The organism is Cupriavidus sp. Met-2, from assembly GCF_049843575.1.
In the GTDB taxonomy this organism is placed as follows: domain Bacteria; phylum Pseudomonadota; class Gammaproteobacteria; order Burkholderiales; family Burkholderiaceae; genus Cupriavidus; species Cupriavidus metallidurans.
On the sequence record NZ_JBBHZL010000002.1, the window covers coordinates 61,621 to 81,926 of the forward strand.

The 20,306-nt window shown below is 65.1% G+C and carries 19 protein-coding genes; 8 read left to right on the forward strand and 11 right to left on the reverse strand.

The window, feature by feature from the left end; genetic code table 11:
• Positions 1–21: 21 nt before the first annotated feature.
• Genes WD006_RS05460 through WD006_RS05470 form a run of 3 tightly spaced genes read right to left on the reverse strand, consistent with a single transcriptional unit; the run spans position 22 to position 3,389 of the window.
• Positions 22–1,197 (reverse strand): acyl-CoA dehydrogenase family protein, encoded by a 1,176-nt coding sequence (locus WD006_RS05460; RefSeq protein WP_080711401.1) that lies wholly within the window; start codon positions 1,195–1,197, stop codon positions 22–24.
• The gene (locus WD006_RS05465) at positions 1,194–2,171 is read right to left on the reverse strand and encodes a Bug family tripartite tricarboxylate transporter substrate binding protein (RefSeq protein ID WP_029307847.1); all 978 of its coding nucleotides are present in this window, start codon (positions 2,169–2,171) and stop codon (positions 1,194–1,196) included. Before WD006_RS05465 ends, WD006_RS05460 begins: the two co-directional genes overlap by 4 nt.
• A gap of 57 nt (positions 2,172–2,228) precedes the next feature.
• Positions 2,229–3,389 (reverse strand): acyl-CoA dehydrogenase family protein, encoded by a 1,161-nt coding sequence (locus tag WD006_RS05470; RefSeq protein ID WP_029307846.1) that lies wholly within the window; start codon positions 3,387–3,389, stop codon positions 2,229–2,231.
• A gap of 141 nt (positions 3,390–3,530) precedes the next feature.
• Between WD006_RS05470 and WD006_RS05475 the strand changes: the two genes are divergently transcribed.
• From WD006_RS05475 to purT, 4 genes are all read left to right on the forward strand, one after another.
• Positions 3,531–4,313 carry an IclR family transcriptional regulator gene (locus tag WD006_RS05475; protein ID WP_029307845.1) on the forward strand — a complete coding sequence of 261 codons (783 nt, stop codon included), beginning with the start codon at positions 3,531–3,533 and terminating at the stop codon, positions 4,311–4,313.
• Between the two features lie 2 nt (positions 4,314–4,315).
• Positions 4,316–5,110 (forward strand): IclR family transcriptional regulator, encoded by a 795-nt coding sequence (locus tag WD006_RS05480; protein WP_011516547.1) that lies wholly within the window; start codon positions 4,316–4,318, stop codon positions 5,108–5,110.
• A gap of 217 nt (positions 5,111–5,327) precedes the next feature.
• A complete protein-coding gene (locus tag WD006_RS05485; protein WP_029307844.1) occupies positions 5,328–7,538 on the forward strand; it encodes a TonB-dependent siderophore receptor in 2,211 nt (736 codons plus the stop codon).
• 91 nt (positions 7,539–7,629) lie between these two features.
• Positions 7,630–8,832 carry a formate-dependent phosphoribosylglycinamide formyltransferase gene (purT, locus tag WD006_RS05490; protein WP_011516549.1) on the forward strand — a complete coding sequence of 401 codons (1,203 nt, stop codon included), beginning with the start codon at positions 7,630–7,632 and terminating at the stop codon, positions 8,830–8,832.
• 69 nt (positions 8,833–8,901) lie between these two features.
• On the opposite strand, the gene WD006_RS05495 is transcribed toward purT, so the two are convergent.
• Together WD006_RS05495 and WD006_RS05500 are read right to left on the reverse strand one after the other, a co-directional pair.
• Entirely contained in the window at positions 8,902–10,245 is a 1,344-nt protein-coding gene (locus WD006_RS05495) for a mechanosensitive ion channel family protein (protein WP_029307843.1), read from the reverse strand.
• A 121-nt stretch (positions 10,246–10,366) separates the two neighbouring features.
• Positions 10,367–11,554 (reverse strand): HD-GYP domain-containing protein, encoded by a 1,188-nt coding sequence (locus WD006_RS05500; RefSeq protein ID WP_017513408.1) that lies wholly within the window; start codon positions 11,552–11,554, stop codon positions 10,367–10,369.
• A gap of 308 nt (positions 11,555–11,862) precedes the next feature.
• Between WD006_RS05500 and WD006_RS05505 the strand changes: the two genes are divergently transcribed.
• The gene (locus tag WD006_RS05505; RefSeq protein ID WP_060784206.1) at positions 11,863–12,897 is read left to right on the forward strand and encodes a J domain-containing protein; all 1,035 of its coding nucleotides are present in this window, start codon (positions 11,863–11,865) and stop codon (positions 12,895–12,897) included.
• Positions 12,898–12,954: 57 nt separating this feature from the next.
• Here the strand turns inward: WD006_RS05505 and WD006_RS05510 are convergent, their stop codons facing one another.
• The 6 genes from WD006_RS05510 to mltG form a co-directional block, all read right to left on the reverse strand.
• Positions 12,955–13,671, reverse strand: coding sequence for an ankyrin repeat domain-containing protein (locus WD006_RS05510; protein WP_017513406.1), 717 nt, complete (start codon positions 13,669–13,671; stop codon positions 12,955–12,957).
• On the reverse strand, positions 13,664–14,461 hold the full coding sequence (locus WD006_RS05515; protein ID WP_029307841.1) for a TatD family hydrolase: 798 nt from the start codon (positions 14,459–14,461) through the stop codon (positions 13,664–13,666). Before WD006_RS05515 ends, WD006_RS05510 begins: the two co-directional genes overlap by 8 nt.
• Positions 14,462–14,626: 165 nt before the next feature.
• Entirely contained in the window at positions 14,627–15,037 is a 411-nt protein-coding gene (locus tag WD006_RS05520; RefSeq protein ID WP_011516555.1) for a PilZ domain-containing protein, read from the reverse strand.
• Between the two features lie 105 nt (positions 15,038–15,142).
• The gene (locus WD006_RS05525) at positions 15,143–16,156 is read right to left on the reverse strand and encodes a DNA polymerase III subunit delta' (protein WP_425648075.1); all 1,014 of its coding nucleotides are present in this window, start codon (positions 16,154–16,156) and stop codon (positions 15,143–15,145) included.
• 86 nt (positions 16,157–16,242) lie between these two features.
• Positions 16,243–16,845: a dTMP kinase gene (tmk, locus tag WD006_RS05530; protein WP_029307840.1), complete on the reverse strand. Its 603-nt coding sequence runs from the start codon at positions 16,843–16,845 to the stop codon at positions 16,243–16,245.
• Positions 16,846–16,849: 4 nt separating this feature from the next.
• Positions 16,850–17,848, reverse strand: coding sequence for an endolytic transglycosylase MltG (gene mltG / locus WD006_RS05535; protein WP_029307839.1), 999 nt, complete (start codon positions 17,846–17,848; stop codon positions 16,850–16,852).
• 186 nt (positions 17,849–18,034) lie between these two features.
• Between mltG and WD006_RS05540 the strand changes: the two genes are divergently transcribed.
• The 3 genes from WD006_RS05540 (at position 18,035) to WD006_RS05550 (ending at position 20,288) form a co-directional block, all read left to right on the forward strand.
• Entirely contained in the window at positions 18,035–19,045 is a 1,011-nt protein-coding gene (locus WD006_RS05540; protein ID WP_029307838.1) for a YgfZ/GcvT domain-containing protein, read from the forward strand.
• 19 nt (positions 19,046–19,064) lie between these two features.
• Positions 19,065–19,355 carry a DUF4936 family protein gene (locus WD006_RS05545; RefSeq protein ID WP_029307837.1) on the forward strand — a complete coding sequence of 97 codons (291 nt, stop codon included), beginning with the start codon at positions 19,065–19,067 and terminating at the stop codon, positions 19,353–19,355.
• A gap of 78 nt (positions 19,356–19,433) precedes the next feature.
• Positions 19,434–20,288, forward strand: coding sequence for an NRDE family protein (locus tag WD006_RS05550; RefSeq protein ID WP_029307836.1), 855 nt, complete (start codon positions 19,434–19,436; stop codon positions 20,286–20,288).
• Positions 20,289–20,306: the final 18 nt, after the last annotated feature.

A 20,306-nucleotide genomic window follows, 5' to 3' on the forward strand; every position in this document is an offset into this window, starting at 1 on the left:
TGCTTGCGGTTGACTGCGGATTCACGGGCGCAGCCCGTGCTGGAAGATGCGACGTGCCAGCGTGGCACGATGCAGTTCGGACGCACCGTCGTAGATCCGGAACGGGCGTAGTTCGCGCTGGATCATCGAGACCGGGGTGTCATCGGAAATGCCGAGCGCGCCCATGATCTGCACCGCGCGGTCAGCCACGCGCCAGACCGCTTCGGACACGAAGATCTTGGTCATCGCGGAGTCGTGCTTGACCGATTCCCCGGCGTCCATCTTGCGCGCGCAATCGCGCACCATCAGCCGGCTGGCATGCAGGTCGATATGCGAATCGGCCACCATCGCCTGCACCTGCTGCAGATCGGCCAGCCGTTGCCCGAATGACTCGCGCTGCGCGGCGTACTGCTGCGCGATCTCCATCGCACGCGACGCGCGGCCGATGAAACGCATGCAGTGCGACAGCCGGGCGGGCTCCAGCCGCGCCTGGGCATAGGCAAAGCCCTGCCCGACCTGGCCAAGCACCGCGTCGTCATCGACCACGCATTGCTCGAATACGATCTCGCCGTGGCCGCCCACCTGATAGCCGTCCATCCCCGCGATGTTCCGCACGAGGCGGTAGCCAGGGTTGTCGGTATCGACGATGAACATCGTGGCGCCGGTACCGGCCGCCTCATCGGTGCGCGCCAGCACGATCGCGAACGCCGCATCCACGGCCCCGCTGATGAACCACTTATGGCCGTTGATGACCCATTTGCCGTCCTGACGCGTGGCGGTGGTACGCAGCATCGACGGATCGGAGCCCGCGCCGGGCGCCGGTTCGGTCATGGCGAAGCACGAACGGATCCGGCCCCGCACCAGCGGCTGCAGGTAGCGCGCCTGCTGCGCGGCGTTGCCGTGGCGCATCAGGTTGATCATGTTCGGCTGGTCGGGCGGCGCGCAATTCAGCGCCGGAGCGCCAAGGAAGCTGCGGCCGGCTTCCTCCAGAATCTCGGCACGCGCCTGCCAGTCGAGCCCGAGCCCGCCGTGCTCGGGCGGCAGATGGGGGGCGTAGATGCCCGCCTCCCGGGCCAGACCCTGCAGCCGCCGGACCACGACGTCAAGGCGCTGCACGTCGTGCGCCAGTGCAGGGTCTTCGCTCGGGATCGCGTGCTGTTCGACGAACCGCCGCACCTTGCCGCGCAGCTCCGCAACATTGGTTCCCATGGCCATCATTCCAGCGTGGTGCCGGTGGACTTGACCAGTGCGGCCCACCACGCCGCATCGGTACGAATCTGTTGTCCGAACTGCTCGGGCGTATCGCCCACCGGCTCCGCGCCCAGTTCCACCAGCTTCTTGCGCAGTTCGGGCCGCGCCAGAATCTTCACCATCGCCTGGTTAAGCTTGTCGACGACCGGACGCGGGGTATGCGCAGGCACCATCAGGCCTTTCCAAGCGGTCACGACATAGCCCTTGAGCCCGGCTTCCTGTGCCGTCGGCAGGCCCGGCGCCGCCGTAGCGCGTTTTTCGCTGGTCACAGCCAGCGCGCGCAGCTTGCCCGACTGAACGTGCGGCCAGAGCGCCGGCATATTGTCGATCAGCAGTGTGATATGGCCAGCGATCAGGTCTGCCACGGCCGGGCCGCTACCCTTGTATGGCACGTGCTGGAGCTTGATGCCCGCGGTCTGGTTCAACAGTTCCCCGGCCAGTTGCGCGGGGCTGCCGTTGCCCGGCGATCCGAACGAAAGCTGGTTCGGGTGCGACTTGGCGTAGGCAATGAACTCCTGCACGTTCTTGACCGGCAGCGACGCATTGACCGCCATCACGTTGTGCTCGCGCTCGATCATCGTCACCGGCGCCAGATCGCGCACCGGATCGTAGGACATCTTCGGGTAGAGGCTCGGATTGATGACGGTCGGCCCGGCGGCGGCCAGCAGCAGCGTGTAGCCGTCCGGCGCCGCCTTGGCGACGATGTCGCCGCCGATATTGCCACCCGCGCCCGGCCGGTTGTCGACGATTACCGTCTGGCCCAGTTCGTCGCGCAGCGGCTCGGAAATCAGCCGGGCGACGACATCGGTGGACCCGCCCGGCGCGAACGGCACCACCAGCCTGATCACCTTGTTCGGATAAGGGGTCTCGGCGTGCGCCGGGGCCATGCCGAAAAACAGGCCGAACGACATGCCGGCCGCCGCGATCAAGGGCTTGATCATGATTGTCTCCGTGAATCTGGGTTTTGGGGTCTGGGGTCTGGGGCCTGGATAGCCCGCTCAGCGCTGGCCGCCGGCCTGGGCAAAGGTCCGCTTGGCGATGTTGATCTGGTGAATCTGGCTGGTGCCTTCGTACAGGCGGAACAGGCGCACATCGCGATAGAAGCGCTCGATGCCGTAGTCGGCGATGTAGCCGTAGCCGCCAAACAACTGCACACAGCGGTCGGCCACGCGGCCGCACATCTCGGACGCGAAGTACTTGCAGATCGACGCCTGCATCGTCACGTCCTCACCCAGATCTCGCTTGCGTGCCGTTTCCAGAATCAGCGCCCGCGCCGCGTGGATATCGGTCTGGCAGTCGGCGATCATGGCCTGCACCAACTGGAAATCGGCCAGCACCTGCCCGAACTGCTTGCGCTCGGTGACGAAGCGCACCGCGTCTTCGAGCATCCGGATCGCGGGCCCGGTGCACAGCGCCGCCAGATGGATACGCTGCTTGTTGAGCACCTTCATCGCGGTGCGGAAGCCCTTGCCTTCCTCGCCGCCGATCAGGTTGACCGCCGGCACGCGGCAGTTGTCGAAATGCACCTCGGACACCGGCGATCCGGCCTGGCCCATCTTCTGGTACGGCCGGCCCGTGCTTAGCCCCGGTGTCTCGCGCGGCACGATGAAGGCCGAGATCCCGCCTGCGCCCAGATTGGCGGGATCGGTACGTGCCATGACCGTGAACAGGCCAGCAATCGGCGCATTGGTAATGAAGCACTTGGTGCCGTTGAGGATGTAGGCATCGCCGTCGCGCACGGCCGTGGTCTGCAGCGCCGTGGCGTCGGAGCCGGCCTCGGGCTCGGTCAGCGCAAACGATCCGGTGAGCTGCCCGCTGGCCAGCAGCGGCAGATAGTGCTGCTTCTGCGCGGGCGTGCCATCAGCCACCAGCGCTTCGGAGCCAATGCCGGTATTGGTGCCGACCCGCGCCCGAAACGCCACCGAGCACTGCGACAACTCCATCGCCGCCAGAACCAGTTCCTCGGTGGTCATGCCGGCGCCGCCGTACTGCTCGGGAATCGAGTAGCCGAACATGCCCTGCGCGGCCATGGCGTCGACCAGATCCTGCGCCACCTCGTCATGTTCGGCCACCTCGGCCTCGCGCGGCACGAGCTTCTCGCGCACGAAGCGCCGCAGGGTCTGCAGAAAGGCATCGAAAGCTTCGGGGTCCCGGATCATCGTCTCGCTCCACCATGATTTTTGATGTCGAGGAGCGTACGCGCGCCTCCCGAATGTCGGCACCGTTGTTTCGCTATCTTGAACAACCATTGCGCAATCGGCACATCGCTTCGGTAAGATGAACGCCAAACCAAACGCCAGATGCCAACGCGCCCCCATCACCCCGATCCCGCCTTTGCCACCACGCTGGCCCACGGCCTGGCGTTGCTGCAGTGCTTTCGCGTGGGCGAGACCGTGCTCGGCAATAAGGAACTGGCCGATCGCACCGGTCTGTCGAAAGCGACCATCAGCCGGCTGACCTACACGCTGGCGGCGCGCGGATTGCTGCTCTACGACACCCATTTGCGCCGCTACCGGCTGGGCTCGACCGCGCTCTCGCTTGGGTATCCACTGCTGGCCAGCCTGCGCGTGCGGCAGCTGGCCCGGCCGCTCATGAAAGCGCTGGCCGATCAGGTTGGCGGCTCCGTATCGCTGGGGCTGCGCGACCGGCTGCGCATGGTCTACGTCGAAACCAGCCGAGGTCACGACGCGATCGCATTTCGTCCGGACATCGGCGCATCCCTGCCGATGCTGGCCACGGCGATGGGCCGGGCATGGCTGGCACGGGCACCGGAAGACGTGCGCCACCGCCTGCTCGACGCGCTGCGAGAGGCCGAGCCGGACGACTACGAACGGCTGGCGGGTGCCGTGGATACGGCCATCGAGGAGTTGGCGACGCTCGGCTTTACGCGGTCACGTGGCGACTGGCAGCGCGACGTTCACGCCGTGGCCGTGCCGATGCGGACTCCCATCGACGGCGAGATCCTGGTCTTCAACTGCGGCGTGCCCGCGGTGCGCATGACGCCCCGGAAGCTCGAACGGGAGATGGGGCCGCGCCTGCTGAAGCTGGTGGCGCAGGTGGAAACACTGGTGGCCTGGGAGTGACGATGAGCGCCACCGACATCCCTCCGGACGACGCCCGCGACCGCCAGTTCGCCACCACGCTGGCCAACGGACTGGACATCCTGCTGGCCTATCGGGCAGGCGAATCGCTGCTGGGCAACAAGGACTTTGTGCAGCGCACCGGGCTGTCGAAGTCGACCGTGGCACGTCTCACCCACACGCTCAGCGCGCTCGGCTATCTGCGTCATGACACCGCGCTTGGCAAATACCGGCTGGGTGCACCCGTGCTGGCGCCGGGCTACCCGCTGCTGGCCAGCATGCCGATTCGCCAGATTGCGCGGCCGCTGATGAAGGCGCTGGCCGACGAAGTGGGCGGCGCGGTCTCGCTCGGCATCCGCGACCGGACGCAGATGATCTACGTCGAGACCGCGCGCTCGACGGACAACCTCGTGGTGCCGCCCGATATCGGCGCGGCACTGCCAATGCTGACGACGGCCATCGGCAAGGCCTGGCTTTGCCGCGCGCCGGCAGAACTGCGCGACCCGGTGCTGAACCGCCTGCGCCTGCAGGACCCAGACGCTTTCGCACGTGGTGCGCCGGGACTGTCCCAGGCACGCAAGGACCTCGAGCGGCTGGGCTACTGTACGAACCGCGCCGAGTGGCGCCATGACGTGTTCGGCTTTGCCGTTCCTCTGTGCAAGCCCGTTGACTCGCAGTGGTTCGTGATCAACAGCGGCATCCGGGCGCAGCCGGGCAGATTCCATGCGGTCGAGCAGTTTGTCGGCCCCCGGCTGGTGACGCTGGCCCACAACCTCGAAGTGCAGCTGGGGCTACGCTGATTCCCGTTCCGGCACCCCGCCGGGACGGGAAAATACAACAGACGAGACGGCCAAAGCGGCCAAAGCGGCCAAAGCGACCTGGGCGGCAAATGCCGCTTTGGCAACAAGGGCTTGCTTGACGACTCAATGGATCACTGGGCATGATTCGGCCTCCCATAGTGTAAATACGAATTGTTCGTATTTACACTATCAACAAGAACCGAACGAGCCAGCTCCAATGTCATCCCGCCAGTTCCCGGCCGCCCGCCCCGTCCACCGGCAGCCTGTCCCGTCGCGCCTGCGCGCCACAGTCTTCATCGCCCGCGTGGCGGTCATCGCGGGCCTGCCGCTTGGCGCGTTCGCCCAGACCGGCCAGACCGCCCAGACCACGCAAACCGCACAAACGGCACAAGCCGCCCCGGAACAGGCGCTGCCGACTGTAACGGTGAGCGCCGCGCAGGAAATCGACGTCGGACCGCACCTGGACAAGCCCATGACCAGTGGCGCGCTCGGTTCCCGGAAACAGCTCGACACACCGTTTTCGACCACGGTCATCACCGGCGACGACCTGGCCGAACGCCAGGTCACCAAGCTCGGCGACGTGTTCTTCACCGATGCATCGGTCTCCGACAACAGCAACGCGAACAATGCATGGGCGTCCTACCTGACCGTGCGCGGGCTGCAGCTCGACTGGCAGAACGGATTCAAGATCAACGGCATGCCGTTCGTGAGCTACGGCATCACGCTGCCCTACGAACAGCTCGAACAGGTGGAACTGCTCAAGGGCGCATCGGGCTTCATGTACGGCTTCGGTAACCCGGGCGGCACGGTCAACTACATTACGAAGAAGCCGACCGACGTCTTCACGGCCAGCGCGGAACTGGGCTATCGCTCGTCCCACCTGTGGAGCGAGCATGTCGACGTCGGTGGCCGGGCCGGCCCGGACAACATGTTCGGCTACCGACTGAACCTGACGCACGAGGAAGGCAAGCCGTCGAACGCCGTCGGGCTGAACCGCAACTCCATATCGCTTGGCCTGGACGCCCGCATCACGCGAGACCTGACCTGGACCTTCGACGGCATCTACCAGGACCGCAGCACCTTCGGCCAGACGCCCACCTTCACCACATACAGCCTTGCCCCCGGAAGCCAGTTGCCAGGCGTGGTCAGCGGCCGGGGTGGCCTGTTCGCAGGCCCGGACCAGCACTTCTACTCCAACCTGCAGTTCTACTCCACGGGCCTGCGTTACAACCTCAACACCGACTGGACGGTCAGCACGATCTACAGCTTCAGCAAGCAGTCGCGCAGCCGCAACGAGTCGAGCCTGAGCCTGATCGACAGCAACGGCGACTACACCGACCTGCGCTACGACGGCGCAGAGGGACACCAGTTCAACCAGTGGACGACCATGGTCGAAGGCCGCTTTCGTACCGGCCCGTTCTCGCACCAGTTCGTCGGCGGCGTGACGTGGCAGAACCAGGTCAACCGCTACAGCAGCAACCCGGTGTCGCTGAGTCTGGACCCAGGCAACCTGTCGCAGCCGTACACCGGCGTTTACTACAGCCAGGTTGCGTTCAACAAGTACCGTGCCAGCGACATCACGCAAAAGGCGCTGTTCATGAGCGACACGATCCAGTTGACCGAGCGCTGGTCGGTGCTGGGCGGGCTGCGCTTCACCAACTACGAGCAGAACAGCTACGGGACCGACGGCACGCGCACCACCCACTATGACAAGACCGGCCTGCTGACGCCGACCGTCGCGCTGATGTTCAAGCCGATGCCGAGCACCACGCTGTACGCCAGCTACGTGGAAGCGTTCGACGGCGGCACCACGGTCGGCACGACGTTCGCGAACGCGGGCGCGCAACTGAATCCGGTCAAGAGCAAGCAATACGAAATCGGCGCGAAGACGGATCAGGGTCTCTGGACCGGCACGGCGGCGCTGTTCCGCATCGAGCGCGGTGCCGAGTACACCAACTCGCAGAACGTGCTGGTGCAGGATGGCCTGTCGATCTACCAGGGCGCAGAGCTGGCTGGAGCCGCGCGCATCGGCTCCCAATGGGAAGTGGGCGGCAGCGCGATGTATCTGGACAGCTACTACGACAAGGGCCAGACCTACAACGGCAACCGCGTGGCCGGCGCGCCCAGCTTCATCCTGACCGGCCGGCTGGCGTATCGCATTCCGTACGTGCCGGGCCTGAAGGTGGGCATCGACGGCAAGTACACGGGCACAACCAAGCTGCGCCCGGCCGGCGACCTCACGCTGGGTGGTTACACGATCTTCAACCTTGGCGCGACCTACAGCACGCGCGTGGCGGGCAAAGAACTGACGCTGCGGGCAGCGCTGACCAACCTGACCAACAAGCGCTACTGGGGCTTCCAGTACGCGGAGTACATCCAGCCGGGCGATCCGCGTGCGATCAGCGTCAGCGCAAAGATCTCGTACTGAGGGGCATACGCGACGTCAGGGAACCGGGATGTCGCGCCGGGCATCGCCCGCGTATACAATCCCGGTTTTTCTGACTTGATCGAGCCGCCCCATGACCACCCTTGGAACGCCCCTCTCCCCGTCCGCCACCAAAGTCATGCTGCTAGGCTCAGGTGAGCTGGGCAAGGAAGTGCTGATCGCGCTGCAGCGCCTGGGCGTGGAGACGATCGCCGTCGACCGCTACGAGAACGCGCCGGGCCAGCAGGTGGCCCACCATGCGCGCACGATCACGATGAGCGACGGCGAACAGCTCAAGGCACTGATCGAAGCCGAGCGGCCGGATCTGGTGGTGCCAGAGATCGAAGCCATCGCCACGCCAATGCTCGAAGCCCTGGAAGCGGCCGGCGTGGTTCGCGTGATCCCCACGGCTCGCGCCGCCCGCCTGACGATGGACCGCGAAGGTATCCGCCGCCTGGCCGCCGAGACCCTGGGCCTGCCCACCAGCCCGTACAAATTCTGCGATTCGCTCGAGGAACTGCAAGCCGCGATCGACGGCGGCATTGGCTACCCGTGCGTGGTCAAGCCCGTGATGAGCAGTTCCGGCAAGGGCCAGAGCAAGATCGACGGTCCCGCGGACGTCAAGGCCGCGTGGGACTATGCCATGGCCGGCGGCCGCGTCAGCCACGGCCGCGTGATCGTCGAAGGCTTTATCGACTTCGACTACGAAATCACGCTGCTGACCGTGCGCGCCGTGGGCGCCAATGGCGAAGTGGAAACGCATTTCTGCGAGCCGATCGGCCACGTGCAGGTCGCGGGTGACTACGTGGAAAGCTGGCAACCGCACCCGATGCACCCGAAGGCACTGGAAACCTCGCAGCATATCGCGCGTGCCGTGACCGCCGATCTGGGCGGCCAGGGCCTGTTCGGCGTGGAACTGTTCGTCAAGGGCGAGCAGGTCTGGTTCAGCGAAGTCAGCCCGCGTCCGCACGACACCGGCATGGTGACGATGATTACGCAGTGGCAGAACGAGTTCGAACTCCACGCCCGCGCCATCCTCGGCCTGCCCGTCAGCACCGCGCTGCGCGCGCCCGGCGCGAGCGCCGTGATCTACGGCGGCGTTGAAGCTGAAGGCATTGTTTTCGATGGCGTGGACGAGGCGCTGCGCGTGCCGCAGACGGAACTGCGCCTGTTCGGCAAGCCGGAGTCGTTCACGAAGCGCCGCATGGGCGTGGCGCTGGCCTACGCCGAAGACGTGGATACGGCACGCGAGCGCGCCAAGGAAGCGGCGGGCAAGGTCAAGCCGCGGAAGGCGTAAGCGCTGCGCTTTGCTGACTCCCCTCTCCCGACGACGGGAGAAGGGAGAAGGGACAGGGAGAAATCCCCCCTACGCCACCCTGTCGGCCCGATCCGTCGGGGCCGATGGCGGCTGGCGCATCCCCGAGTCCGCGGCGGCCACGGCCAGTGCGGCGTGCTGGTCGGCCATCGTCGCACCGCTGCGCAGCCCGCTCAGATCCGCGCCTGATGGCGCCTGATACACCCGCAAACCCAGCTCCGGCAGAATCGCGAACAGGTGGTCGAAGATATCGCCCTGGATACGTTCGTAGTCCGTCCAGTTCGTGAGCGTGGTAAAGCAGTAAATCTCGATCGGAATGCCCTGCGAGTCCGATTCCATCATCCGCAGGTTCAGCAGCAGATCGTGATGAATTTCCGGATGCGCGCGCAGGAAGGCGATGCCATAGGCGCGGAACGTGCCCAGGTTGGTCAGCCGACGGCGGTTGACCGGATCTGTGTCGGCACGCAGGATCTCCCGGTTGGCCCGATCGACCTCCTCCTGCTTGACCTCGAGATAGTCATGCAGCAGCTTGAACCGCATCAGCGCCCTGACCTCCTCCTCGTCCAGGAACCGCACGCTGGTGGCATCGATCCGGAGCGTCCGTTTGATGCGGCGCGCGCCGGACTCGAACATGTGCCGGTAGTTGCGGTAGCTCTCCGAGAACAGCTTGTAGGTTGGCACCGTCGTCACGGTGTTGTCCCAATTCTTGACCTTGACCGTATGCAGCGCCACGTCCATGACGAAACCATCGGCATTGGACTGGGGCATTTCGATCCAGTCGCCAATGCGCAGCATGTCGTTCGAGGTGAGTTGAGTGCTGGCTACCAGGGACAGCAGCGTGTCCTTGAACACGAGCAGCAGCACCGCCGATAGCGCGCCGATACCGGACAGCATCCAGAGCGGCGAGCGGTCGATCAGGATCGACAGCACCAGCACACCGCAGACCAGCCACAGCGCGAGCTGGGCCACCTGGATGTAGCCCTTGATCGAATGCGTCTGCGCGCTGCGGCTGCCGGAAAACACGGTCTGCCACGCATCGAGCACGCCAGACAGCATCAGGAACACGCTGATCCAGGTGCCCGCATGAGCCAGCCGCTCGATGGCCGCCGAGAACTTGCCCAGGTTCGGCACCTGGCTGATGCCGACCGTGACCACGGCCAGGAACACCGCGTAGCCCAGCCGGCGATAGGTCCGGTGGCGCAGCAGCGCCCCGGCCCAGTTGCCGTGGCCGGAAAGACTCAATACGCGATAGACCACCCGGCCGACCACGCGCGCCACGAGCCATTGCGCGATGCCGGCCAGCAGGACCAGCGCCAGGACGTACAAGGTGATCTGAGCCCACGGGTGGGCCGGGATGCGTTGCTCGAACAGTTCAAGCAGGGCGTCGAAGGTCATGTGCAGTGAAGCGGTACGGGCTGATAAATACGGGCTGACAAGCGCCAAGTCTACTATTTCTGCCCGCCCCGCCCACATTTGGCGTTCGACGTCCGCCGCGTTCGACGCACGCGCGTTCTGTCTATTTCACGTGTGGCGCGTACATTGCCATCAGTTGCTCGTCGGTGAAGCCCCACTGCCGGGCATCCTCGAAGGCAATGACGGAATCCTCGCTCTGAGTCAGGTCGAGAACCTCATGCGGCAGCGGCGCCGACTGTGACACCGAATAGAACGTCATCACGCGGGGCCGCAGCGGTTCGTTCGCGTTCTGCCCGCAGACCACCGCCAGGCGTCCCGAGCGCAGCCGCAGCACGGTGCCCAGCGGGTAGATACCGACCGTCCGTGTAAACGCCTTGAACACGCGGCGATCGAACAGCGTGTCGACGCGCACGGCGATGTACTCCATCGCACGCGCCGGCGACCAGGCCAGGTGGTTGGGCCGCGGCGATGTCAGCGAGTCGTAGGTATCACAGATCGCCGCGATCTTGGCGTGCACGCTGATTTCATTCTCGAACAGACCGAAGGGATAGCCCTTGCCATCCACCCGTTCGTGGTGATGCACGCACACGTCGAGCGGAATGTTCGTATACAGCCGCGCCTCGTTCAGGATACGGTACCCGGCCGATGGGTGCCGCCGCATCTGCTCGTACTCGGCCGGCGACAGATCCCCCGCCTTCATCAGCAGTGACTCGGGCAGCGTCAGCTTGCCGATATCGTGGACCAGCCCGGCCAGGCCAAGCTCGCGCACTTCACCGTCGGGCAGTTTCAGCGTACGGCCCACGGCGATCATCAGCGCACAGACCGAGTACGAATGCAGGTACGTGTAGTCGTCCTTGGCCTTGAGCCGCGCCATGGCCAGCAACGCCTGCGAATGGCGCGAAAGCGATGTCGATGCCGAATCCACCAGCAGCAGCGCGCCGTTGGTCTCGAGCGCGTGTCCCATCCGCACGTCGTTGAAAATCGACCCGATCACCGCCCGGCCCGACTTGATCAGCTCGCGCGCATGTTCGAGTTCGTCCTCGAAACCCGACTCGGGCTGTGCATCCACCTCCGAATCGGCAACTTCCGGCGTGCTCTGCATCGGCAGGTTGCGCCCCTTCAGGATGTCGATCCAGACGTCCTGCACATTGGCCGCCAGGATCTGCTCGATCTGTTCGTCGCTACTGACCAGAAAGCGCGAGCGCCAGAATGGATGGTTGATCCATGGCCCGCCCAGCCTGGACACAAACATGCCCACCTGAAGCTGTTCCGCCTTGATTCTTCTCAGCATGTCCTTGCCCCCCATGAACTGCGGCGGAGCAGATGCCCCGCCATCCCGGAACTTTGGGCTCTTGTCAGGCCCTCGTCATTTGCCGCCTATATCGGCAGATTGCGGCGGAACTTTAGCCCGGCGATTGGAGGCATCCATCTGGTGGCCACGTCAAAGAACAGCGACAATGCGGAACGGATCATCGCGGACATGTCTGTATTTGTTGGCTAGCCCGCATACCCGCCCGCCAATTTGCGTGAATACTTGAGAATCGCGGCGCCCTGCCGTTATTTGTCGTCGAACACCGATATTGCGTCCTTCTTCGCCTGATGCATACCCATTACGACAACCTCAAGGTCTCCCGCGATGCGCCCGCAGAAGTCATTCGGGCCGCATATAAATCGCTTAGCCAAAAGTACCACCCGGACAGGCACGCCGATAGCGAACAGGCCAATCGCATCATGCGGCTGCTGAACGCCGCGTACGACGTGCTGAGCGACCCGGCCAAGCGCGCCGAGCACGACCAGTGGATAGCATCGCAGGAAAAGCTGGACGCCGAACGCAGGCAGCGCCAGGCCCAACAGGCGGCAGCATCCCGTGCCACCGCGCAGGCCCCACGCCCACAGGGGCGCCCCGCGCGTCCGGCACAGTCGGCGCAGGCATCGGCACGGGCCACCGGAGCCGCCGCACCCGGCCAATCCGCTGCCGACTCCGCCCAGAAGAAGCGACGCAAACCCCGACAGGACGGCCAGCGCCCGGGCGAGCCGCTGGCCAGGAAATGGTCGCTCCTGCTCTATGCGGGCATCGGGGCCGCCATTGTCGTGCTGCTGGGAGACTGGGCCACGCCAACTCAGCCGGCCGTCGACAAGCCAGGCGCGGCGCTCGTCCAGCCGGCCGCGGCGGCGTCAATCGTCACCCCCGTCCCGGCTGACCTGCCGCGCGAGGCCCAATATTTGCGTCCGAGCCTGACTCCGCGCGGCCTGCCCTGGCCAACCAATTCGGGCTACCTGCCCGGCTATCCGGTGCTGAATACAAGCGGCCTGTCGACGCTGACCGTCGACAACTCACGCGGTCCGTCCGACGTGCTGCTCAAGCTCGTGGCCGTCAACGGCGGCATCCCGGTGCCGGTACGGACGACTTTCATCCCTGTCGGGTCTTCGTTCACGATGGACGCGATCACGCAGGGCAGCTATGACGTGCGCTACCAGAGCCTGGACACCGGGGAGATCTACCGGTCGGAGCGCTTCGTGTTCGAGGAAATGCGGGAGGCAGGCAGCACCAGCGCTGGGCGCAACGTGCTGACGCTGTATGCGGCCCCCGGAAAGTCGCGGTCGGTCACGATCACCGAGCGCGAATTCCCGTAATGCAAACGCCGCCCAGATGGGCGGCGTCTGGAAACGACTGCGTACCTGACAGCCTGACTACTTCGCCTGACCAGCAGGCGGCGTCCAGGGCTTCGGCTTCGGTGCCGGCGGCGGCACCGCGCCATACAGCTTCTGCCAGCGCGACTTGAGGCCGTCGGCAATCTCTTTCTGGTTGTACTGCTCGGCAAAGTCGATCACGGTCATGTTCTGCTGGTTCTTCAGGCGCATGTCCGCGCCTTCGTCGAGCAGCAGCTTGACGGTATCGATATGCCCGCCGCGCGCAGCCATCATCAGCGGCGTGGTGCCGTTCGGGCTTTCCGCATCGATGTAGGCCGCATGATCGACCAGATACTTGACGACATCGTTGTGCCCATTCGTCGCCGCGTAGTGCAGCGGCGCCCAGCCCTTCTTGTTAACCTCGGCCTCCATGCCGTCGACCATCAGCTTGACCATGTCCAGTTCGCCCTGAAGGCTGGCCATCATCAGCGGGTTCTCACCCGCCGGATTGGTCTTGTCAAAGTCAATGTTCTTGGCCTTGATCAGCGCCGTTGCCGCCTTGGTCGATTTCTCGCGCAGCGCCACCACCAGCATCGGATCGCCCCGGTTGTCGACCAGATTCGGATCCACGCCACGCGCCAACAGCTTCTGCACGGTGTTGGCGTCATCGAACTCGACGGCCTTGCGCATATCGTCGGCCGGAGCGGCCACACTCGCACAAGCCGCGCAGATCAGGGCCATTGCGGCGACCCCGCGTCTGATCTTAAAGTCAAGCATGAGAATTCCTGTCTATGTGCTTGAATAAGCGGAAAAAATTATCTGTAGTTTGTTCTGCGATCGTCTCCACGGGAACATCGCGCAGCTTGGCGATGAACTCGCCCACGTAACGCACCCAGGCCGGCTCGTTCGTCTTGCCGCGGTACGGCACCGGGGCAAGATAAGGCGAATCGGTTTCGATCAGCATGCGGTCGAGCGGGACCTTCTTCGCGGTTTCTTGCAGGTCAGCCGCGCTCTTGAACGTGACGATACCCGAGAACGAAATATGGAAGCCTTCGTCCAGCGCCTGCCGGGCGATGTCCCAGGTCTCCGTGAAGCAGTGCATGACGCCGCCAACCTCACCTGCGTTTTCCTCGCGCATCAGCCGCAGCGTGTCGTCCGCCGAGGATCGCGTATGGATGATCAGCGGCTTGCCAGTCTGGCGGGCCGCGCGGATATGGGTGCGGAACCGCTCACGCTGCCACTCCATCTCCGCGATGCTGCGACCATTGAGACGGTAGTAGTCCAGCCCGGTCTCGCCGGTACCAACCACTCGCGGATGCGCCGACAGCGTGACCAGCCGCTCGAGTGTCGGTTCTTCGGCGCCTTCCTCGTAGTCAGGATGCACGCCGACTGAGGCATACAGGTTCGGATGCTGTTCGGCCAGCGCCAGCACGCGCGGAAAGTCCTCGAGCGTCACCGAGATGCAGAGGGCGTGCGACACCTGATTGGTCCGCATGTTCTCGAGCAACTGCGGCAGCCTTTCGGCCAGCTCTGGAAAATCGATATGGCAGTGGGAATCAACAAACATGGGGATATCTCAATCGAGCCGACGTCGGGCGATCATCAGGTCTCGCTCGACGCCACGGTCACCGGCCCGGCATCGAACGACGATACCCGCGGCAAAACCAAAAACATTCATAAATTACAACAAGTTGCGACTAATACTTCGCGCAAGACAGCAACTCCAGATGGACTACAGGGTCTGGGTCGGTCGCCCGGATTCAATCGTCTTGCCAAGAATCTCTTCCACCGCGCGCTTCAGCGAACGGCCAATATCGTCGTCCGGGAGATGCACCCCCACGCCGGGCGTCTTCATCGGCGTGCCGACCGGCGTGATCCACGCGACAGTACCTTGCACCTGATACTTCTGCGGGCGATCCAGCAGCGACAGCACCAGGAATACCTGCTCCCCAAGCCTGAACGGCCGGTTCGAAGGCACGAAGATCCCGCCGCGCGCCAGGAACGGCATATAGGCCGCATACAGCCCTGCCTGGTCCTTGATCGACAGTGACAACACGTTCGGGCGGCCGGTCGTCGCAGGATTGGGAATCGTGGCGGGACCGACCGCTGGTCGTGTCGGCGCCGCTATGGCTGGTGTGTTCATCTTGACCCCTTGTTGCAGCGTTGCCCGCTTTGTGCGGGCTATTTGAAATTCGCTTTGTTCGACTTGTACCACGTGTGCGGCACGATTCCTACCGCGAGACGCACGCTAACGGAACAATTGTCGGTAATCGAGCAACACCGACTCCATCACGAGGCGCGCGGCCAACGGATGGTTCTCATTGCGACGATGTCCGACCAGCCGCGCGGCGAACGCCTGCAGCCGATGCGCGTCGGTTGCGCTGGCGCAGCGGGCCAGTGCCGTCTGCTCCTTCGGGAAGTAACGTGCGGCACCCGTACCCAGGCAGAGCGCCAGCAGATCGTACGTCCAGCGTTGCAGGGTGCCGAGCACGGCGGGAACCGGCAGCTTCTGCAATTGCTCCGCGGCGGCCAGGGCATCCAGCGCAGCCGCGCTACCGAGCTGGCCGACCAGCCAGCGCTGCAAGGGCTGTTCCTCGGCCTCGGCCGCGTGCAGCGCCGTCAGTGGCGCCCCCCAAGCCAGCGCCAGTTGCGCCTCCACATCGGCCACCCCCTGTCCGCGCAGCCAATCGAGCGCATCCGCGCTGGTCGGCCGCGTCATCGAGAATTGGCGGCAGCGGGACAGGATCGTCGGTAACACACGGTCGATACGATCCGTGACCAGCAGGAACACCGTGGACGGCGGCGGCTCCTCGAGCGTCTTGAGCAGCGCGTTGGCGCCTTCAGTCTGCAGCGCGTCGAGCGGATAGACCACCACCACGCGCAAACCCGCGCGGTGCGTGCCAACACCCACCGCTTCGATCAGCGCCCGCACCTGCTCCATGCGGATGATCTTGCTCGGCGCCTTCTTCTTGCTGCCGCTCTCGCCGTCGCCTTCGGCCTCTCCAGCGCCGGCTTCCAGTGCCTCGGGCCGAACCACCGTGAAATCGGGATGGTTGCCCTGACCAAACCAGTGGCAGGCGCTGCAGGTATTGCAGGGCTGGCCATCGGGCAGCGCGCTTTCGCAAAGCAGGCCCTGCGCGAAGTGCAACGCCAGATCGCGCTTGCCGATGCCTTGCTGGCCGTGAAGCAGCAGCGCGTGCGGCAGCCGGTCGCGTAGCGCGGTCAGCCGATGCCAGTCATCTCGTTGCCAGGGATAAAGCATTCAGGTTCAATCAGTTAGCGCAGCCATCTCATGTATTGTCGGAGTCAATGACATCGACATCACCACATGGATATAGCCATTAAAAATCAAAGCGTTGCAATAATTTCTTCAAGCGCCACACGAATCTCGTCGATCGAGCGCGTTGCGTCGATGACCCGAAAGCGCTGTGGCGCTTCCGCCGCACGGCGCAGATACTCAGTGCGGGTGCGTTCGAAGAAGGCGCGGGACTCGGCCTCAAACTTGTCGGGCTCACGGGCCCCGGCCAGACGTGCGCTCGCGGTTTCCAGCGGAACGTCAAACAGCAGCGTCAGGTCGGGCTGAAGACCGCTCTGCACCCACTGCTCGAGCGTGGCCAGCCGATCGAGCGCCAGCCCGCGGCCACCGCCCTGATAGGCAAACGTGGCATCGGTGAAACGATCCGAGATGACCCAGTCGCCGCGCGCCAGCGCGGGCTCGATGACTTCGGCGATGTGCTCGCGGCGCGCCGCGAACATCAGCAGCGCCTCGGTTTCAAGATGCATCTTCCGGTGCAGCAGCAACTGGCGCAGGTCTTCGCCCAGCGGCGTGCCGCCCGGCTCCCGGGTAGTGACGACATTTGCGCGCGCGCGCAGGTGCTCCGCCACCCACTCGATATGGGTGCTCTTGCCCGCGCCATCGATGCCCTCGAAGGTGATGAATTTTCCGCGCATGACCTTATGGTTTGCCGCGCTGGTACTTGTCGACCGCGCGATTGTGTTCGGGTAGTGAATTGGAGAAATGGCTGCTGCCGTCGCCGCGTGCCACGAAATACAAGGCGTCCGATGGCGCCGGCGTCGTGGCTGCGGCCAGCGACGCCAGACTCGGCAAGGCAATCGGCGTCGGCGGCAGGCCCGTACGGGTGTACGTATTGTACGGGGTGTCCGTCAGCAAATCCCTCTTGCGCAGGTTGCCGTCGAATTGCTCACCCAGGCCGTAGATCACGGTCGGATCGGTCTGCAGCATCATGTTCTTGCGCAGACGGTTGACGAACACGGCCGCGATCATCGGGCGCTCCGCCGCCTGCCCCGTCTCCTTCTCAACGATGGATGCCATCACCAGCGCCTCATACGGCGTCTTGTACGGCAGGTCGGGCGCGCGTGCGTTCCAGGCCTCGTTCAGCCGCCGCTGCATGGCGCGATAGGCGTGCTTGTAGAGTTCGATATCGCTGCTGCCGCGCGCGAACAGATAGGTATCGGGAAAGAACAGCCCTTCCGGCGCGGATTCGGCCGCGCCGATCGCGTGCATCAAATCGGCGTCGGACATGCCCACCGTGTCGTGCTTCAGCGCAGGGTTGGCATCCACGACCGCGCGCATCTTGCGGAATTCCCAACCCTCGATGACGGTCACGACGTAGTGCGTGACCTCGCCCCGGGCCAGTTTGCCGATCACGTCCAGCGGCGTGGCGCCCGTCTCGAACTGGTAGCCCCCGGCCTTGAGGTCCGGGCCGTGGCCGGTGATGCGGACCAGGATCTGGAACAGGCGCGGATCCATGGCCACGCCACCGCGCTGGATCTGCCGACCCACGCTGAGAACGCCGGAATTCGGCTTGATGACGACTTCGATGGGGGATGTGGTCAGGCCGAGTGGCTGGTGGGCCCACCAGGCAAAGCCACCGGCGGCGGCCATGGCGAAGACCACCAGAACCCCGACCAGGCGCAGGAACAGACGTTTCATGTAGTAGCAAGCAAAGACCGGCCGCGATGTCCCCGCCGGCGGGTCGGGATCATGGTGGCAGCCGGCCGGAATGGCGACAGGCCCATATAATACCGGGAGCCTTGTGGCCGATGTGTCACCGCAAGTTACGAGAACGCGCCGCGCACGGCGCCGCCCCTAATTCATACGCCATCCAGGACCGTCTGCATGTCCTCCACCGAATTTCCGTCCCTCGACCAAAGCCTGAAATCCCTGCGCGCCGCTGGTATCGTCACCGCGCCGGGCGGACTTGGCCTGATCCGCGTGGCTGGCGACGATGCCGCCACTTTCCTGCACAGCCAGCTCACCAACGCCGTTGAAGACCTGACCGCGAGCACGGCGCGCCTGGCCGGCTACTGCTCGCCCAAGGGCCGGCTGATGGCCAGCTTCCTGATGTGGCGCGACGCCGATGGCATCGTGCTGCAACTCTCCGCCGACATCCAGCCGCCAATCCAGAAGCGCCTGACCATGTTCGTGCTGCGGGCCAAGGCGAAGCTGTCGGACCTGTCCGCCACGCACGGCATCCTCGGCATCGCCGGGGCTGGCGCGGAAGCCGCGCTACAACAGGCCGGCCTGCCCACTCCCCAGGCACCGCTGGCCACTGCATCCGACGACAACGTGACCGTGATTCGGCTGGCCGATGCCGACGGCGAGCCGCGCTGGCAGGTCGTCGCACCGGCCGCGCGCATCGAAGCCCTGCAGCAATCGCTCGGTGCTACGCTGGCCATCGCCTCGCCCGCTTTCTGGGACTGGCTCGATGTCGCCTCGGGCATCCCCCGCATCGCCGCGGCCACGCAGGAGCAGTTCGTGCCGCAGATGATCAACTTCGAACTGATTGGCGGCGTGAATTTCCGCAAGGGCTGCTATCCGGGCCAGGAAGTCGTCGCTCGTAGCCAGTATCGTGGCACGCTCAAGCGCCGCATGTGGCGCGTGCGTGGCACGGGCGATGTCCCGGCGGCGGCGGCGGAGATTTTCCGTCCCGAGGATCCGGAGCAGCCGTGCGGTATGCTGGTCAACGCCGCGCCGGCGCCCCAGGGCGGTTGGGAAGGACTGGCCGAATTGAAGATCGACGCCGCCAATGGTGCGCTGCATCTAGGTGCCGCAAGCGGACCGGCCGTGTCCACGGGTGCGCTGCCGTACGAAGTGCCACTGCCAAACGAGGCGGAAGCGGCCGGGTGACCGCCACGGGAGCATCGTCATGAGCGATCATCTCTACGTCTACTTCAAGGTGCCGGACGACCGGGCCGCAGAGGCTCTGCCGCACTGGCATCGCTGGATGGAAACGGTCGCCGAGGCGACCGGAGTTGGTGGTACGCTGATGCGCAGGCCGGAAACTCGCGCCGGCCTGCAGACATGGATGGAGTGTTACGCCGACGTCCCCCCTGCATTCGACGCCGCGCTCGATGGGCTCTGGCGGCAAAGCGGGCTGACGCAGTGGGTTAGCGGCGAGCGGATGAGCGAGCGGTTCGTCGATCTCGACGTACTCTGATTTCGCGTCCGCGCCGCCGCGCGAGTCACACGGCTTACGTGATTCGCGCGATGCCGAACCAGCTGTAAAGGAAGGAATATGTGTCTCATTCTGGTTGCCTGGCAATCTCACCCGGACTACCCCCTGGTGGTTGCCGCCAACCGCGACGAATTCTATGCCCGCCCCGCCGCGCCCGCGGACTGGTGGCGGGATGCCCCCGGAGTGCTGGGTGGCCGTGACCTCGCTGAGGTCATCGGTGACGCCGGCACGTGGATGGGTATTGCCGGCGCCCAGCACGGACAGGACAGCCCTGTCGGCGCGCGGTTCGCCGCGCTGACCAACTATCGCGCGCCTTCGGAAAAACGTACCGATGCCCGCTCGCGCGGCGAGCTGGTGGCGCATTTCCTGCGCGGCGATCAGACGCCGGCCGACTATCTGCACGACCTGGCCGGGGACCACGGCGCCTACAACGGCTTCAACCTGCTGACCAGCGATCTGCATGACCTCTGGTGGTACAGCAACCGTTCGAAGTCCCGCGTGCCGCAGCGGCTCACGCCGGGCCTGTATGGCTTGTCAAATGCGCTCCTCGACACGCCCTGGCCCAAGGTGCGCAGCCGCGTGGGCGCGATGTGCGAAGTCCTGGCAGCCGATCGCGGCCAGATCGGATCGAACGTGGAGTCGTATCTGCAGTTGCTTGCGGACGATCGGCAGGCGCCCGACTGGGAACTGCCGAGCACGGGCGTCGCACCCGAATGGGAAAAGCTGCTGTCGTCGGCATTCATCCGTTCGCCGAACTACGGCACGCGTGCCAGCACCGTGCTGCGCGTCATGCATGACGGCCGCTTCGACTTCGTCGAACGCAGCTTCGATGCCGATGGCCAGACCGGTGAGGTCTCCTATCGCGGACGACTCAATCTGGCACGCGACACCGGCACAGTACCCGCGCCGCGCTGACTGTCTTCAGGCGGATCA

Bases quoted from the DNA above. Each gene is read 5' to 3' on its own strand.
- WD006_RS05495 (WP_029307843.1), bottom strand. From the start codon at position 10,245: ATGACCTTCGACGCCCTGCTTGAACTGTTCGAGCAACGCATCCCGGCC.
- WD006_RS05515 (WP_029307841.1), bottom strand. From the start codon at position 14,461: ATGTTTGTTGATTCCCACTGCCATATCGATTTTCCAGAGCTGGCCGAA.
- WD006_RS05480 (WP_011516547.1), top strand. From the start codon at position 4,316: ATGAGCGCCACCGACATCCCTCCGGACGACGCCCGCGACCGCCAGTTC.
- WD006_RS05545 (WP_029307837.1), top strand. From the start codon at position 19,065: ATGAGCGATCATCTCTACGTCTACTTCAAGGTGCCGGACGACCGGGCC.
- tmk (WP_029307840.1), bottom strand. From the start codon at position 16,845: ATGCGCGGAAAATTCATCACCTTCGAGGGCATCGATGGCGCGGGCAAG.
- WD006_RS05500 (WP_017513408.1), bottom strand. From the start codon at position 11,554: ATGCTGAGAAGAATCAAGGCGGAACAGCTTCAGGTGGGCATGTTTGTG.
- WD006_RS05540 (WP_029307838.1), top strand. From the start codon at position 18,035: ATGTCCTCCACCGAATTTCCGTCCCTCGACCAAAGCCTGAAATCCCTG.
- WD006_RS05485 (WP_029307844.1), top strand. From the start codon at position 5,328: ATGTCATCCCGCCAGTTCCCGGCCGCCCGCCCCGTCCACCGGCAGCCT.
- purT (WP_011516549.1), top strand. From the start codon at position 7,630: ATGACCACCCTTGGAACGCCCCTCTCCCCGTCCGCCACCAAAGTCATG.
- WD006_RS05465 (WP_029307847.1), bottom strand. From the start codon at position 2,171: ATGATCAAGCCCTTGATCGCGGCGGCCGGCATGTCGTTCGGCCTGTTT.
- WD006_RS05550 (WP_029307836.1), top strand. From the start codon at position 19,434: ATGTGTCTCATTCTGGTTGCCTGGCAATCTCACCCGGACTACCCCCTG.
- WD006_RS05460 (WP_080711401.1), bottom strand. From the start codon at position 1,197: ATGATGGCCATGGGAACCAATGTTGCGGAGCTGCGCGGCAAGGTGCGG.
- WD006_RS05520 (WP_011516555.1), bottom strand. From the start codon at position 15,037: ATGAACACACCAGCCATAGCGGCGCCGACACGACCAGCGGTCGGTCCC.
- WD006_RS05505 (WP_060784206.1), top strand. From the start codon at position 11,863: ATGCATACCCATTACGACAACCTCAAGGTCTCCCGCGATGCGCCCGCA.
- mltG (WP_029307839.1), bottom strand. From the start codon at position 17,848: ATGAAACGTCTGTTCCTGCGCCTGGTCGGGGTTCTGGTGGTCTTCGCC.
- WD006_RS05510 (WP_017513406.1), bottom strand. From the start codon at position 13,671: ATGCTTGACTTTAAGATCAGACGCGGGGTCGCCGCAATGGCCCTGATC.
- WD006_RS05525 (WP_425648075.1), bottom strand. From the start codon at position 16,156: ATGCTTTATCCCTGGCAACGAGATGACTGGCATCGGCTGACCGCGCTA.
- WD006_RS05470 (WP_029307846.1), bottom strand. From the start codon at position 3,389: ATGATCCGGGACCCCGAAGCTTTCGATGCCTTTCTGCAGACCCTGCGG.
- WD006_RS05475 (WP_029307845.1), top strand. From the start codon at position 3,531: ATGCCAACGCGCCCCCATCACCCCGATCCCGCCTTTGCCACCACGCTG.